The following is a 15397-nucleotide window of genomic DNA, read 5'->3' on the forward strand; positions in this document are numbered from 1 at the left end:
CCGTGAACAAGACCGTCCCCACGGATGTGCCGGTCGAGGCCTTCGTCGCCGGGGTCGAGCCCGCGCGTCGGCGCGCGGAGGCCGAGTCGGTGGTCGCGCTCTTCACCGAGGTGACCGGGGTCGAGCCGGTGATGTGGGGGCCGTCGATCATCGGCTGGGGCTCGGTGCACTACCGCTACGCGTCGGGACGCGAGGGCGACATGCCCGCGCTGGGCTTCTCGCCGCGCAAGGCGCAGCTCACCTTCTACGGCTTCACCGAGACCCCCGAAGGCGCCGGCCTGCTCGCGCAGCTCGGACCGCACACGCGCAGCGTCGCCTGCGTCTACGTCAAGCGGCTCGACGCGATCGACCTCACGGTCCTGACGGACCTCGCCGAGCTAGCGTTCGCACGTTGACTCCCGTCGATTCCCAATGACAAAGGTGAACGGTGTGACAACCCGTGCGCGGCCCTGGTCGGGAGCGCGCGGGCGATGAGCGATGACGACAGGAAGCCGACGATCCGGCCGCGTCCCTTCGCTGCGGGCATACTGCTCGGCTCCGTCACCGGCTTCCTCATATGGATCGCGACGGGCACGTTCGCCCTCTTCCCGGCCTTCGTGAGCATCGGGTTCGTGCTCGGGCTCGTGTTCTCCCGGGCGAGCGGCGGCGGCCCGCAGTAGCCGGCGGCTGCCACTCCGGGACGCCCCGAGCGCCACAGATGGGCCGCACGCTGCCCTTCACCCGCGGCGGGCGTCGGGTGGCCCCGCCCTACGCGACCCTTGCCCCGCATCGGTCACCCATGATCACACCTGTCACACGTGTCATTGGGAATCGACGGCGGGGCTACTTCTTGCGGCCCCGCTTCTCGCGGACGCGGACCGAGATCTGGATCGGGGTGCCCTCGAAGCCGAAGTTCTCGCGCAGGCGACGCTCGATGAAGCGGCGGTACTGCGGGTCCAGGAAGCCCGAGGTGAAGATGACGAAGCGCGGCGGACGCGTGGCGGCCTGCGTCGCGAACAGGATCTTGGGCTGCTTGCCCGAGCGCACGGGGTGCGGGTGCTCCGCGACCAGCTCGCCCAGGAACGAGTTGAGACGGCCCGTGGAGATGCGCTGGTCCCAGCTCGACAGCGCGAGCTCGAGCGCGGGCAGCAGACGGTTGGTGTGCCAGCCCGTGGTCGCAGACAGGTTGACGCGCGGCACCCACGAGTGCTGCACCATGTCCTTCTCGATCGAGCGCTCGAGCAGGAAGCGCTCGTCCTCGCCCACGAGGTCCCACTTGTTGAACACGAAGATCATCGCGCGGCCCGCGTCGACCACCTGCTGCACCACGCGCAGGTCCTGGTCGGTGAGCGGCGTCGACGCGTCGAGCAGCACGAGCGCGACCTCGGCACGCTCGATCGCCGTCTGCGTGCGCAGCGACGCGTAGAAGTCCGCGCCCTTGGTCATGTGGACGCGGCGGCGGATGCCCGCGGTGTCTACCAGCGTCCACGTGCGGCCGCCGTACTCGACCTGCTCGTCGACGGGGTCGCGGGTGGTGCCCGCGAGCTCGTTCACCACGACGCGCTCCGTGCCGGCGAGCTTGTTCAGCAGCGACGACTTGCCGACGTTCGGACGGCCGACCAGCGCGATGCGGCGCGGAGCGTCCTCGTCGACCTCGATCTCGTGCATCTCGGTCGGCAGCACCGCCATCGCGGCGTCGAGCAGATCGCCCGTGCCGCGGCCGTGCAGCGCCGAGACCGCGATGGGCTCCCCGAGGCCGAGGTTCCACAGCGCGGCGGCCTCGAGCTCGCCCTGCGGGCCGTCGACCTTGTTCGCGGCGAGCACCACCGGCTTGTCGGCCTTGCGCAGCAGGCGTACCACCTGCTCGTCGGTCGCGGTCGCGCCGACCATCGCGTCGACGACGAAGACGATCGCGTCCGCCATGTCGATCGCGGCCTCCGCCGCCTGCGCGACGGAGAGGTCGATGCCGGTGACGTTCTTCTCCCAGCCGCCCGTGTCGAGCAGCGTGAAGTCGCGACCGGCCCACTCGGCGCGGTACGCGACACGGTCGCGGGTGACGCCGGGCGTGTCCTCGACGACGGCGAGGCGCTTGCCGATGATGCGGTTGACCAGGGTCGACTTGCCGACGTTCGGGCGACCCACGATCGCGAGGACGGGCAGCGCCTCCTCGGTCAGGGGCTCGGGCTCGCCGACGAGGTCCGCGAGGTCCTCCGGGCTGAGGTCGTAGTCCTCGAGGCCGGCGCGCAGCGCGGCCTCACGGATCTCGTCGAGCGTCTCGGGCGCGTCCGACTCGTGCGGAGCGGGGAGCTCGTCAGTCATGCGGGGTCCTTCTCTTCGCGCGCTTCACGGCGCGGGTCGTCGAGCGGAAGCTCGAGGTCTGTCGTGTCAAGGGTACGGGTCACCTGGTCGCGAAGCGTCTCGGCGAGCCTCTCGGCCGCCCAGGCCTGCTTCGCACGGCCGCCCCGGACGTCCTCGGGAGGGGTGAGCGTGACGGGCTCGCCGAAGGCCACCAGCAGGCGCCGGCCCGGTCGGGGCCACACGTTGACGGACTCGCCGGTGTGCCGGGAGCCCACGATGGCGGTGGGCACCACGGGAGCGCCCGACTGGATCGCGAGCCACGCAGCCCCGCCGTGGACCGCCTCGGCGGTGCCGCCGCCGCGGGTGCCCTCGGGGAACACGCCGATCACGTCGCCGCGCCGGAGCACCGCAAGGCCCTGCGCGAGCGCCTCGCGACCCGAGCCCTCGACCGTGATCTGCTGAGCGGCGTTGAGGATCGCGCCGAGCGGACCGGTCATCATGCCCTTGCGGATGAGGAAGTGCGAGCCGCGCGGGATCACGCCGTGCACCACCGGCCCGTCGATGAGACCCACGTGGTTGCACACCACGATCGCCGCACCGTCGGAGGGGACGTTGTCGCGCCCGCGCACCTCGGTGCGCCACAGCACGCGCGCGAGGAAGCGGCCCACCCAGCGGGACCAGCGAGGGCCCCACCGGCTGGGGACCCGTGCGCTCACTCCCCTGCCTCGGCTCCGGCTTCCTCGGCCTCGCCGTCCTGCGCGCCCTCGCCCCGGACCTCGGCCACCAGGTCGAGCACGGCCTGGACGGCCTCCTCGATGGTGAGCTCCGAGGTGTCGAGCGTGTGGACGCCGTCGGCGGCCGTGTGGAACTGCACCACCGTCGAGTCCTTCTTGTCGCGTCCGAGCACCGCCTCGCGCACGGTGGCGAGGTCGGCGCCCTCGCCGGCGCGGCGCGCGACGCGGATCTCCTCGTCGGCGGTCATGAGGATGCGGACGTCGGCGTCGGGCGCGATCACGGTGGTGATGTCGCGGCCCTCGGAGACCACGCCGCGGCCATCGGAGTACCCGCCCTCGAGCTCCGCCGCGATGACGTCGCGCTGCCACTGCCCGAGCGCCGCACGGGCCTCGAGGTTGGTCGCGACCTTCGACACCGTGAGCGCGACCGAGTCGGAGCGGATGAGCGAGCTCACGTCCTCGTCCTCGAGCAGCACGCGCGGGTTGCGCGGGTCGAGCACGAGCGAGACGTTCATGGTCTCCACCAGCGCCGCGACGTCGGACTCCTGTGCGAGGTCGACGCCCTCGCGCATGCACCACAGCGTCGCGACGCGATAGGTCGCGCCTGTGTCGAAGTAGGCGAGCTTGAGGCGGCGCGCGACCTCCTTGGACACCGTCGACTTGCCGGTCCCCGCGGGTCCGTCGATCGCGATCGAGATTCCAGTCATGATGCAGCGATCTCCCAACCCTGCCGTTCGAGCGCCGCGATGAGGTCCGCGGCGCGCGCGGGCAGCACGTAGAGCGTCGTCAGTCCCACCGGCTGCCGCGGCGAGTGCTCGATGGAGATGTCCTCGACGTTGACGCCGACCTCGGCCGTGTGCGACAGGAGCCGCAGCAGCTGGCCGGGCGTGTCGGGCACGATGACGGTGACGGGCGTCCAGTCGCGGCTCGCGCCGCCGTGCTTGCCCGGGATGCGCGCGACCTCGAAGCGGCCGCGGTCGATGAGGTCGGTGAGCGCCTCGCCGATGTCGTCGGCCTCGCGCACGTCCTCGAGGTCGTCGATGATGTGGCCGAGCGTCTCGATGAGGTGCGTGCGGTTCATGCGGGCGATGTCGGCCCACATCCCCGGCAGCGAGCCCGCGATGCGCGTGACGTCGCGCAGGCCCTGGCCCGCGAGGGCGACGTCGTCCGCGTCGAGGATGCCGAGCGCGGCGGCCACCGCCGACGCCGCGACCTGCGGCGCGTGGGACACGCGGGCGACCGCGGCATCGTGCGCCGAGGCCTCCATGGTGACGACGTCGCACTGGAGCACCTCGGGCACGCGCGAGACCAGCGCGACGGCCTCTGCGGTCGCGCCGTTGGGGCACAGCACCCACGGGCGCGCCTTGAACAGGTCGCCCTGGGCCCCGAGCCCGCCCGAGATCTCGCGGCCCGCCATGGGGTGCGAGCCGACGTAGCGGGACGAGGCGCCGGTGGCGGCGGCCGCGTCGGCGATCGGGGCCTTGACGCTCGCGACGTCCGTCACGACCGCTTCGGGGTACCGGCCGAGCGCGGCGGCCACCACGGCGGGCGCGGCGGACGGGGGCACGGCGACGATGACCAGCTCGGGGGCGTCGTCGCCCGGGGCTCCGCCCGCGCCGATCGAGCGCGCGAGCGCCTGCGCCTCAGGGTCGTTGTCCTCGATGGTGACGTCCCAGCCCTCGGCGGCGAGGCCGATGCCCAGGCTCGCGCCGATGAGTCCGGCGCCGACGATGTGCGTCCGCGGTGGGTTCTGCATGCCGCTCCTACTGGGCGAGGTCGCGGCGCAGGCTCACGGCGTCGCGCAGGTACACGTGGGCGATCTCGTCGCGCGGACGGTCGAGGTGCGCGTGCATCATGACGCGGACCACGCGCGGCAGCGCGCCGGGGACCGCCATCTCCTGCGCGCACATGAGCGGGACGGCCCCGAAGCCGAGGCCTCGGGCGGCGGCCGCCGGGAAGTCGCTGACGATGTCGGGCGTGCACGTGAAGATCACCGAGATGAGGTCGTCGGTGTGCAGCGCGTTCTCCTGCATCATCGCCTCGACCAGCTCGGTGGTCCGCTCGTGCAGATGGGACTTCTCGTCGCGGTCCAGGGTGATGGCGCCACGGATCGCACGGATGGTCATGGCGCCCATCGTATCGGTCGCGGCGGCGCCCGACGGGCGCGTCACATCCCGGCGATGTCCATGAGCCGGCCGACCTCGCCAGGCGACAGCTCCCGCACCTCGCCCGGCGCCATCGTGCCGAGCCTCAACGGGCCGAACTGGGTGCGGACCAGCTCGAGCACCGGGTGGCCCACCTTGTCGAGCATGCGGCGCACGATGCGGTTGCGGCCCTCGTGCAGCTCGACCTGGACGAGCGACGAGTCCTTCGCGACGTCGAGCACCGTGCACGCGGTGGCGCGCACGGGACCGTCGTCGAGCTCGATGCCCTCCTTGAGCTGCGTGGTGACGTGCTTGGACACGCGACCCTTCACCTTCGCGACGTAGACCTTGGACACACCGTGCGTGGGGTGCGCGAGCCTGTTCGCGAGCTCGCCGTCGTTGGTGAGCAGCAGCAGCCCGGTGGTCTCGGCGTCGAGCCGGCCCACATGGAACAGCCGCTCCTGGTACTGCGAGACGAACTGGTCGAGCGCGGGACGGCCCTGCGGATCGCTCATGGTCGACACCACGCCGAACGGCTTGTTGAGCACCACGGTGAGGTGGCCCGCGGCGACGGAGATGCGCTCGCCGTCGACCGCGATCACCACGGCCTCGGGGTCCACGCGCACGCCGAGCTGATCGACGACCTCGCCGTCGACGGTCACGCGGCCGCGCTCGATGAGCTCCTCGCACTTGCGGCGCGAGCCGACGCCCGCCGAGGCGAGCACCTTCTGGAGCCGGACGCCCTCGGGGCGGTGGATCTCGAGATCAGCCATCAGCGGGACTCCCCATCGATGTCGGCCAGGTCGGGCAGGTAGGGCGCGAGCGGCGGCAGGTCGTCGAGAGAGGACATGCCCATCCGCTCGAGGAACTCGGTCGAGGTGCCGTACAGGACGGCGCCGCCGAGCTCGCCGACCTCGGTCACCAGCCCGCGCGCCGCCAGGGTCTTCATCACCGAGTCGACGTTGACGCCGCGGACCTGGGACACCTGACCGCGCGTCACCGGCTGCCGGTAGGCCACGACGGCGAGCGTCTCGAGAGCCGCCTGCGACAGACGCGCCGACTGGCCGTCGACGATGAACCGGCCGACCACGTCCGCGAACAGCCGCGACGAGTAGATGCGCCAGCCGCCGTCGACCTCCCGCAGCTCGAAGCCGCGGGGCGCCTCCGGGTCGGCGTACTCGTCGCGCAGCGACGTGAGCGCGCCGTCGACCTCGGCCACGGGCACCTCCAGGGCCGCCGCGAGCTCCGCCGCCGGCACCGGCTCGTCGACCACCATGAGCACGGCCTCGAGCGCTCCTCGGAGCGATGCCTCGTTCACGATGGCTCCCCGTCCTCCGCCGCGATCCCGGCGGCCTGCGAGGCGACGCCCATGGCATCGTCCTCATCGAACTCCGCGGACACCTCGACCGCGGAGTCGCCGCCGGTCCAGCGGACCGTCAGCTCGCCGAGGGAGCGTACCTGATCGAAGGCGACCACCGCCTCCCGGAACAGCTCGAGCAGCGCGAGGAACCGCGCGACCACCACGGGGGTGCCGTCCGCATCCCTGGTGAGGCTGCGGAAGGACACCGCGCCCTCGCGCTGGAGGCGCTGCGTGATGACCGCCGCCTGCTCGCGCACGCTGACGACCGGGTTGTGCAGGTGGGAGAGGCTCACGGTGGGCGCGGCCTTGGGCTGCAGCGCATGCGCCGCGAGCTGCGCAAACGTCTCCGGCGTGACGGTCCACACGAGCTCGGGGAGCAGCATCGCGAAGTGCGGCTCGAGCGGGACGTCGCGAGGGACCCGGCGGGGCGCGGCGAGCATCGTCGCGAACGCGCCCGCCGCCTGCTTGAAGGCCCGGTACTGCAGGAGCCGCGCGAACAGCAGGTCGCGCGCCTCGAGCAGCTCGAGGTCCTCGACGTCGTCCACCTCGCCCTGCGGCAGCAGCCGCGCCGCCTTGAGGTCGAGGAGGGTCGCCGCGACCACGAGGAACTCGGAGGCCTGCGAGAGGTCCCAGTCGCCCTCGCGTGCGGCGATGGTGGCGAGGAACTCATCCGTCACGCGCGCGAGCGACACCTCGGTGATCTCGAGCTGGTGCTTCGAGATGAGGCTCAGCAGAAGGTCGAACGGTCCCTCGAAGTTGTCGAGATGGACCTCGAAACCCTTCGAGGACTCGGTCGCGACCTGGTCGGTCACGCTACGCGGCGACCCCGCGCGCCACGAGCTCGCACGCGAGCTGCCGGTAGGCCTCAGCGCCGGCGTGCGACGGGGCGAACGTGGTGATGGGCTCGGCCGCCACGGTCGCGTCGGGGAACTTCACCGTGCGGTGGATCATCGTGTCCGTGACACGGTCGCCGAAGGCCTCGCGCACCCGCTCCACGACCTCCTGGGCGTGCAGCGTGCGGCCGTCGTACAGCGTGGGGACGATCGCGTCGATGGTGAGGCGCGTGTTGAGGCGGTCCTGGACCTTGTTGATGGTGTCGACCAGCAGCTTGACGCCGCGCATCGCGAAGTACTCCGATGCGAGCGGGATCACCACGCCGTGCGCCGCGACGAGCGCGTTGACGGTGAGCAGGCCCAGCGACGGCTGGCAGTCGATGAGGATCGCGTCGTAGTCGTCGAGCACCGGGCGCAGCGCGCGGGCGAGCGCGCTCTCGCGGGCGACCTCGCCGACCAGCTGCACCTCGGCGGCGGAGAGGTCGATGTTCGCGGGCAGCAGGTCGAGCCCGGGCACCTTGGTCTCGAGGATGACGTCCTTGGTCGCGACCCCGGTCTCCATGAGGAGGTCGTAGACGGTGCGGTCGAGCGCGTCGGCGTTGATCCCGAGGCCGGCGGAGGCCGCACCCTGCGGGTCGAAGTCGATGATGAGGACCTTGCGTCCGAACTCGGCGAGGGCGGCGGCGAGGTTCACCGACGTGGTGGTCTTGCCGACGCCGCCCTTCTGGTTGCACAGCGCGACGACGCGCGCGGGACCGTGGCTGGAAAGAGGCTCGGGTGCAGGGAAGTCGGACACGCGCCAACCCTACCGCCTGGAAGGGACCCGACTCAGCGGGCGCGCGGGTGCGTCGCCGCGTACACCTCGCGCAGCGTGTCGCGTGTGACGAGCGTGTAGATCTGCGTGGTGGTGACCGATGCGTGGCCCAGCAGCTCCTGCACCACGCGCACGTCCGCGCCGCCGGTGAGGAGATGCGTCGCGAACGAGTGGCGCAGCGTGTGCGGGGACACGTCCTCGACGCCTGCGCGCTCGGCCGCGGTGCGCAGGATCGCCCACGCGGACTGGCGCGACAGCCGTCCGCCGCGGGTGTTGAGGAACAGCGCGGGCGTGCCCGCACCCGACTGCGCGAACGCCGTGCGCGCGCGCACCAGGTACGCGTCGAGCGCCTCGACCGCGTAGCCGCCCACGGGCACGATGCGCTCCTTGCGCCCCTTGCCCCGCAGCAGCACGGTCTCCTCCCCCGGCGCCAGCTCGACATCGTCCACGTCGAGGCCCACGGCCTCGGAGATGCGCGCGCCGGTCGCGTACACGAGCTCGAGGAGCGCCCGGTCGCGCAGCGGCGCGATGCCGTCGCCCACGCCCGCCTGGCCGAGGATCCGCGCGACGTCGTCGGTGCTGATCGCCTTGGGCAGGCGCTTGGGGATCGCGCGCGGCTTCACCTGCGCCGACGGGTCCGCCTGCGTCCAGCCCTCGAGGACCGCGAAGCGATGCCAGCCGCGGACCGCGACCACGGTGCGGGAGGCCGATGCGGGGGCCAGCGCGCGACCGCCGTCGGCGCCCGTGCTGACGGCCTGGGCGAACTCGGCGACGTCCTCGCGCGCGACGTCCGCGAGGTCGTCGCACGCGCGCGAGGCCAGGAAGGCGCAGTACCGGTCGAGATCGCGCCGGTACGCGGCGACGGTGTTGGGGCTCAGCCCGCGCTCGACGGCGACGTGCGCCAGGTAGGCGTCACGCTGCCGCGTCAGCATCCTCAGCGGACCGAGAGGACGTCGGTGATGAAGGGATCCACCATCACCGCGGCGAACACCACCGAGAGGTAGGTGATCGAGGCGTGGAACAGGCGCATCTCCTTGAGACGCTCCTCGCCCCTGCTCGACCGGAGGTAGAGCCGGACGCAGCCCGTCATGAACCAGGCGCCGGCGGCCGTGGCCGCCACGACGTACACCCAGGTCATGTTCGCGACCCACGCGAGCACCAGCGACGTCGCGACCATGGCGGCCGCGTAGCCGAGCATCTCGACCGCGACCTTCCGCACGGGCGCGACCACGGGGAGCATCGGCACGCGGGCCTGCTCGTAGTCGCCCTTGAACTTCATCGACAGCGGCCAGTAGTGCGGCGGCGTCCAGAAGAAGATGATGAGGAACAGCAGGAACGGCGTCCAGGACAGCGACTGGGTCACGGCGGCCCAGCCGATGAGCACGGGCATGCAGCCCGCGATGCCGCCCCACACGATGTTCTGCGCCGTGCGGCGCTTGAGGATCATCGTGTAGACCACCACGTAGCCCACGATCGCGAGAACCGACAGGACGGCCGCGAGCGGCGATCCGACCACGAGCCAGAACCACAGCGTCGAGACCACCGACAGCACCCACGCGAAGATGAGCGCGCCGCGCTCCGACACGGCGCCGGTGACCAGCGGCCTCCGGCGCGTGCGCTTCATCACCGCGTCGATGTCGCGGTCGAGGTAGCTGTTGAACACCTGAGCGCCGCCCGCGGACAGCGCGCCACCCACGAGCGTGCCGACGAGAAGGCCCAGCGACGGCCAGCCGTCGGCCGCGAGCACCATCGTCGGGATGGTGGTGACGAGCAGCAGCTCGATGATGCGCGGCTTGGTCAGCGCGATGTACGCGCCCACGACAGTCGCCACCGAACGGGGCGCGCCGACGGGCGCGGAGGCATGAGCCTCGGTGGTGGCGATCGGCATGCGGACAAGTGTAGCCGCGCGATCCGGGACCAGGGTCCGTGGTCCGCGCGCCGTTCCGCGGCGCGTCAGAGGTCGAAGTGCACCATCGCGTGCTCGAGCCAGGTGTCGACCTTCGCGGACCGCATCGTGAGCTCGAACACCAGCTCGTAGGACTGCTCGTCCTCGGTCATGCCGTCCGTGTAGCCGGGCACCTGCGCGTCGTACAGCGCCGCCACGTCGCTGAACGGGATCCCGGCCCGCCTGATGCGCACGTCCGTGCTGGTGATCGTGGCCCCGTCGGGCGTCGGCGACGTCACCAGCGCGACCTGGCCGGGCGCGTACTCCGTGGGCGTGACGCCCTGAGGCGCGGTCGTGACGTACCAGACGCCCGGTCGCTCCGTCCTGACGAAGCGCATGATCCGGCTCGACGGCTCCCCCGCCTCGGTCGCGTTGGACACGATCACCGTGTTGGTCTGCCCGGCGACCTCCGCGAAGAGCGCGTGCGCGCGCTCGGCGAAGAGGGATCCCTTCTCGCGGGCGGACTCCTGCGCCAGCGCGAGAGCGTCGCCGACCGAGCCGCATCGTCCCGTCTCGAGGAAGGTGAGGATCTGAGGGATGTAGGCGGAGATGTCCTCGTCGCGGTAGTAGAAGTGGAGCCACCGGCGTCCCGAGTGCAGGTCGCCGGCGTACTTGCGCAGCAGCGCACGCTCCTTTCCCGCCACCAGGCGTCGACCCCAGGCGCGCCCGAGCAGGTCGTGACCCACCATGGATCCGAGGGCCGCGGCGATGAGGATGCTCGCCACGAACACCACCCACGCCACGTCCCGCTGCGGCAGCCCTCCCAGGATCGTGACGATCACGACGACGTCGAGCAGCGCCACGGCCGCCGCAACCACGGCGACCACCACCCCCTGATAGCGCCGGAGCTCGTAGCGGACGCGGTCGGTCGCCCGCTGGCGGCGCTTGAGATGCAGCTCGCGCTGCTGCATCTGGTCGACGAGCTCGAGGTCCTCCGCCGAGAGCGCCATCAGTCGACCCCGTGGTCGCGGTAGCGGCTGCGCAGCTCGTAGGTCTCGATGTCGCCGTGCCCCTCGATGCGGATCGCCCGGCGCTCATGCCGGAGCGCCTCGGGGCCGAACTTCTCCTCGTACCAGTCCTCGGCGATCTCGAGCCGCTTCGCGAGCCGCTCCTCGTCGTACGTGGTGATCCGGGCCCGCTTCTTCGCCTGGGCGCGGTCGACGAGGTGGAGCACCAGGAAGAAGACGAGGTAGAAGACCAGAATCAGCGCGAGGAACGCGACCGTGATCTTCCAGATCACGAAGCCCTCGTGGTAGCCCCACCAGCCGCGGTCGGGGTCGCCCTCGTAGTAGAGGGACGAGGCTGTGATGACGATGGGCGCGAGCGCGAAGAACCAGCTGATGAGGACCACGATCAGCTGGCCCACGGGCCGCAGGCTGCGCCACCGGGTGAAGAACCAGTCGACGGTGACGTCCTTCTCGTTCACCTCGTGCACGATGTACGCGGGCTTGTCGGTCATGCGGCGCCTCCCGTCTCCTCGCCGGCGTCCTGCAGGCTGGACGAGCGCTCCGGCGACTTCCACACTCCGCCGTCGCGGCGGGACCAGACCTTGGCGAACGCGGGGATGAGCTCGAGCGCGACCGTCCAGGTGTTGACCATCCAGTAACCCAGCAGGTAGATCGGGCCGAACAGGACGTATCTCAGGGTCCGTCCGCGGTCGTTGTAGAACGATGCGAGCGTGAGCTGGGCCAGCCCGATGATCATCTGGAGCGCCACGAAGATGCCCGCCATGTACCAGGTGTGCCAGAACCTCTCCCAGTCGCCCGACACCGCGAACACCGCCTGGGTGAGCAGGAAGATCACCAGGGTGATCCAGTAGATGAGGCTCCACAGCACCGAGATCGCGTAGTCGGTGATCACGGGCATCATCCGGAACCGCTTGATCGGATGCTTGAGCAGCTTGGGGCCCTTGCTCGCGAGCACGTAGACGCCGCCCGAGGACCAGCGGTGCCGCTGCTTGATCAGCGCCCTCAGCTTCTCGGGCACGTCGAGGAAGAAGCGGATGTGCGGCGCGAACGTCGCCCGCCACCCGGCGGTCTGCATGTCCCACGCGATCGCGATGTCCTCGGTGGGCTGCTCGGCGTGCCAGCCGCCGATGTCGAGGACCGCCTGGCGGCGGTACATCGTGTTCGCGCCGGAGAAGGCGAACAGCGCGCCGTACGCCAGCTGGCCCCGCTTGATGAGGCCGATGATCGAGTTGAGCTCGTTCTGCTGGGCCTCGGCCGTGAGCGTGGTGCGGTTGGCCGCGAGCATGTTGCCGGTCACCGCGCCGAGGTTCTGCCCGCCCTCACGCTCGAAGTAGCTGAGGTACTGCCAGATCGCGTCGGGGTTGGGCTTGGTGTCGGCGTCGTTGCACAGCAGGAAGTCGCCCTTGGCGAAGGCGAGGGCGCAGTTCAGCCCGTGCGCCTTGCCCCGGTTGTTGACGATGGTGACCACGCGGAGCTGGTCGAACTCCTCCATGAGCGCGGTGAGGATCTCGGGCGTACGGTCGTTCGACGCATCGTCGACCACCATGATCTCGTACCTGTCCGCGGGGTAGTTGAGCGTGCCGGCGAGGTAGCGGACCGTGCTCTCGATCGACGCCTCCTCGTTGTGCGCGGGGATGAAGATCGTGACGAACGGCTCACCCTGCTCGAGGTAGCGCGGACGATCCCTGCGCTCCGAGAGCACGTGGTAGTAGAAGCTCGACACGAGGAACCCCATGCCGCCCACGATCGGGTACGACACCAGGATGAAGATGAGCAGCAGCTCGAACCATCCGCCGGGAGTCTCCGGCATGCGCGCCTCCCTTGTCGGTGCGTGCGTCCCCTCGCTCTTCGACGGTAACCCCGCGTCGGCGCCGCGGCATCGCGACCTCCGTCCCGGTGGGCCAGCCGTGGCCGCGCCACCACGTCGACAGACCTTGGACGATGCCCGCCACGCGGGATTCCGCGGTTCGTCACGCCAATGTGAACGTCCTACAAACGCGTGGACCACAGGTAGGCTGGCCCCCGTACCCGCAACCTGTCGAGGGAGACACCTGTGACCATCAACTGGACCGACACGGACCGTCGCGCAGTCGACACGCTCCGCGTCCTGGCCGCCGACGCCGTCGAGAAGGTCGGCAACGGCCACCCCGGCACCGCGATCTCGCTGGCGCCCGCCGCGTACCTGCTCTTCCAGAACGTCATGCGCCACGACCCGTCGGACTCGCACTGGCTCGGCCGCGACCGCTTCGTGCTCTCCGCCGGCCACTCGTCGCTGACGCTGTACCTCCAGCTCTTCGCCTCGGGCTACAACCTGGGCCTCGACGACCTCAAGGCGCTCCGCACCGAGGGCTCGCTCACCCCGGGCCACCCGGAGTACGGCCACACCGACGGCGTCGAGATCACCACCGGCCCCCTCGGCACCGGCATCGCGTCCTCCGTGGGCATGGCGATGGCGGCTCGCCGTGAGCGCGGCCTGCTCGACCCCGACGCGGCCCCCGGCACGTCGCCGTTCGACCACCACGTGTACGTGATCGCCGGCGACGGCTGCCTCCAGGAGGGCGTGGCGCACGAGGCCTCGGCGCTCGCGGGCACCCAGGAGCTCGGCAACCTCATCGTCATCTGGGACGACAACAAGATCTCGATCGAGCACGAGACCGACATCTCCTTCACCGAGGATGTCCTCGGCCGCTACGAGGCCTACGGCTGGCACACGCAGTCGGTCTCGTGGGTCAAGGAGGACGGCTACGAGGAGGACCCGCAGGCCCTTTTCGACGCCATCGAGGCCGCCAAGGCCGAGACCGGCAAGCCCTCGATCATCGCGCTGTCGACCATCATCGGCTGGCCTTCGCCCACCAAGCAGAACTCGGGCGGCGTGCACGGCTCCGCGCTCGGCGCCGCCGAGGTCGCGGGCCTCAAGGAGGTGCTCGGCTTCGACCCCGAGCAGTCCTTCGCCGTGGAGCCCGAGGTCCTCGCCCACATGCACCAGGTCAAGGAGCGCGGCCAGGCCGCCCACTCCGAGTGGAACGCCCAGTTCTCGCGCTGGGAGGCCGAGAACCCCGAGCGCGCCGCGCTGCTGTCGCGCCTCGTCAACCGCGAGCTGCCCGACGGCTGGGAGGACGCGCTCCCCTCGTTCGAGGTCGGCTCCAAGGTCGCGACCCGCGCCGCCTCCGGCAAGGTGCTCGGCGCCCTCGCGCCCGTGCTGCCCGAGCTCTGGGGCGGTTCCGCCGACCTCGCCGGCTCGAACAACACGACCATGGCCGGCGAGCCCTCGTTCCTGCCCCCGCGCCGCTCGACCCACTCGTACCCCGACGGCCAGTGGTACGGCCGCACGCTGCACTTCGGCATCCGCGAGTTCGGCATGGGCGCGATCATGAACGGCATCACGCTGCACGGCCTCACCCGCGTGTACGGCGGCACCTTCCTGGTGTTCTCCGACTACATGCGCGCGTCGGTCCGTCTCGCCGCCCTGATGCAGATCCCCACCACCTTCGTGTGGACGCACGACTCGGTGGGCCTCGGTGAGGACGGTCCGACGCACCAGCCGATCGAGCACATCGCGACGCTGCGCGCGATCCCCGGCCTCGACGTGATCCGCCCCGCGGACGCCAACGAGACCGCGGCGGCGTGGAAGGCGATCCTCGAGACCACCGACCGTCCCTCCGCGATCATCCTGTCGCGTCAGAACCTCCCGGTCCTCGAGGGCACCTCGACCGACGGCGTCCTCAAGGGCGCGTACGTGCTCGCGGGCGCCGACGAGGACGCCGAGGTGGTCATCATCGCCACCGGCTCCGAGGTCTCCGTCGCGATCGAGGCGCGCGAGCTCCTCGCGGCCGACGGCGTCAAGGCCCGCGTCGTGTCGATGCCCTCGCGTGAGCGCTTCGCCCGCCAGGACGCCGAGTACCGCGAGTCGGTCATCCCGGCCGCTCTCAAGGCGCGCGTGTCCGTCGAGGCCGGCTCGGCCCTCGGCTGGCGCGACATGGTCGGCGACGCCGGCCGCACCGTGGCCGTCGACCACTTCGGCGAGTCCGCGGACGGCGCGCTGCTGCTGAAGAAGTACGGCTTCAACGCGGAGAACGTCGCCGCGCAGGCCCGCGAGTCGATCGCGGCCGCCGGCTGACGCATCGTCCTTCCCGGAGGGGGCCTCGCATCGCACGATGCGGGGCCCCTTCCGCGTCTCCACCCCTCCCGATGCTCCGCCCGCCCTCCCCATGCCCCGCATCCGCAACTGGGCGGTTCAGCAGGGCGATCCGGCAGGATCCCCCTGCTGAACCGCCCAGGTCGCGCTGAGGCTCCTCCGTCTCACCAGGTGGCGCCCGCGCATC

General features: G+C 71.2%; 17 protein-coding genes. 3 read left to right on the top strand and 14 right to left on the bottom strand.

Annotated elements, in window-relative coordinates; genetic code table 11:
* Nucleotides 1–2: 2 nt before the first annotated feature.
* Together TR42_RS01450 and TR42_RS01455 are read left to right on the top strand one after the other, a co-directional pair.
* Entirely contained in the window at nt 3–395 is a 393-nt protein-coding gene (locus TR42_RS01450; protein ID WP_042212313.1) for a DUF1801 domain-containing protein, read from the top strand.
* 75 nt (nt 396–470) lie between these two features.
* A complete protein-coding gene (locus TR42_RS01455; RefSeq protein ID WP_042212315.1) occupies nt 471–659 on the top strand; it encodes a hypothetical protein in 189 nt (62 codons plus the stop codon).
* Nucleotides 660–822: 163 nt separating this feature from the next.
* Here TR42_RS01455 and der read toward each other — a convergent pair whose 3' ends face one another.
* The 14 genes from der to TR42_RS01525 all read right to left on the bottom strand — a co-directional run bounded on the left by der (nt 823) and on the right by TR42_RS01525 (nt 12885).
* Nucleotides 823–2298 (bottom strand): ribosome biogenesis GTPase Der, encoded by a 1476-nt coding sequence (gene der, locus TR42_RS01460; RefSeq protein WP_042212316.1) that lies wholly within the window; start codon nt 2296–2298, stop codon nt 823–825.
* Complete coding sequence (locus tag TR42_RS01465; RefSeq protein ID WP_042212318.1) at nt 2295–2993, bottom strand: lysophospholipid acyltransferase family protein; 699 nt, start codon at nt 2991–2993, stop codon at nt 2295–2297. Before TR42_RS01465 ends, der begins: the two co-directional genes overlap by 4 nt.
* The gene (gene cmk / locus TR42_RS01470) at nt 2990–3718 is read right to left on the bottom strand and encodes a (d)CMP kinase (protein ID WP_042212320.1); all 729 of its coding nucleotides are present in this window, start codon (nt 3716–3718) and stop codon (nt 2990–2992) included. Before cmk ends, TR42_RS01465 begins: the two co-directional genes overlap by 4 nt.
* Nucleotides 3715–4767 carry a prephenate dehydrogenase gene (locus tag TR42_RS01475; RefSeq protein WP_042212321.1) on the bottom strand — a complete coding sequence of 351 codons (1053 nt, stop codon included), beginning with the start codon at nt 4765–4767 and terminating at the stop codon, nt 3715–3717. The genes cmk and TR42_RS01475 overlap by 4 nt, the downstream gene beginning before the upstream one ends.
* A gap of 7 nt (nt 4768–4774) precedes the next feature.
* The gene (gene aroH / locus TR42_RS01480) at nt 4775–5137 is read right to left on the bottom strand and encodes a chorismate mutase (protein WP_042212324.1); all 363 of its coding nucleotides are present in this window, start codon (nt 5135–5137) and stop codon (nt 4775–4777) included.
* Between the two features lie 41 nt (nt 5138–5178).
* Entirely contained in the window at nt 5179–5928 is a 750-nt protein-coding gene (locus TR42_RS01485; RefSeq protein ID WP_042212325.1) for a pseudouridine synthase, read from the bottom strand.
* Nucleotides 5928–6476, bottom strand: a complete 549-nt coding sequence (gene scpB, locus TR42_RS01490; RefSeq protein ID WP_074789057.1) for an SMC-Scp complex subunit ScpB — start codon at nt 6474–6476, stop codon at nt 5928–5930. The genes TR42_RS01485 and scpB overlap by 1 nt, the downstream gene beginning before the upstream one ends.
* Entirely contained in the window at nt 6470–7327 is an 858-nt protein-coding gene (locus tag TR42_RS01495; protein WP_042212329.1) for a segregation and condensation protein A, read from the bottom strand. The genes scpB and TR42_RS01495 overlap by 7 nt, the downstream gene beginning before the upstream one ends.
* A gap of 1 nt (nt 7328) precedes the next feature.
* Entirely contained in the window at nt 7329–8144 is an 816-nt protein-coding gene (locus TR42_RS01500) for a ParA family protein (RefSeq protein WP_042212330.1), read from the bottom strand.
* 32 nt (nt 8145–8176) lie between these two features.
* The gene (locus tag TR42_RS01505; RefSeq protein ID WP_042212332.1) at nt 8177–9094 is read right to left on the bottom strand and encodes a site-specific tyrosine recombinase XerD; all 918 of its coding nucleotides are present in this window, start codon (nt 9092–9094) and stop codon (nt 8177–8179) included.
* Between the two features lie 2 nt (nt 9095–9096).
* A complete protein-coding gene (locus TR42_RS01510) occupies nt 9097–10050 on the bottom strand; it encodes a heme o synthase (protein WP_042212334.1) in 954 nt (317 codons plus the stop codon).
* 65 nt (nt 10051–10115) lie between these two features.
* Complete coding sequence (locus TR42_RS01515) at nt 10116–11057, bottom strand: hypothetical protein (protein WP_042212336.1); 942 nt, start codon at nt 11055–11057, stop codon at nt 10116–10118.
* Entirely contained in the window at nt 11057–11566 is a 510-nt protein-coding gene (locus TR42_RS01520; protein ID WP_042212337.1) for a hypothetical protein, read from the bottom strand. The genes TR42_RS01515 and TR42_RS01520 overlap by 1 nt, the downstream gene beginning before the upstream one ends.
* A complete protein-coding gene (locus tag TR42_RS01525; protein WP_042212339.1) occupies nt 11563–12885 on the bottom strand; it encodes a glycosyltransferase family 2 protein in 1323 nt (440 codons plus the stop codon). The genes TR42_RS01520 and TR42_RS01525 overlap by 4 nt, the downstream gene beginning before the upstream one ends.
* 243 nt (nt 12886–13128) lie before the next feature.
* Here TR42_RS01525 and tkt point away from each other — a divergent pair, with 243 nt between their 5' ends.
* Entirely contained in the window at nt 13129–15192 is a 2064-nt protein-coding gene (tkt, locus tag TR42_RS01530; protein WP_236623291.1) for a transketolase, read from the top strand.
* Nucleotides 15193–15397 lie beyond the last annotated feature (205 nt).

This window comes from Demequina mangrovi (assembly GCF_000759715.1).
In the GTDB taxonomy this organism is placed as follows: Bacteria; Actinomycetota; Actinomycetes; order Actinomycetales; family Demequinaceae; genus Demequina; species Demequina mangrovi.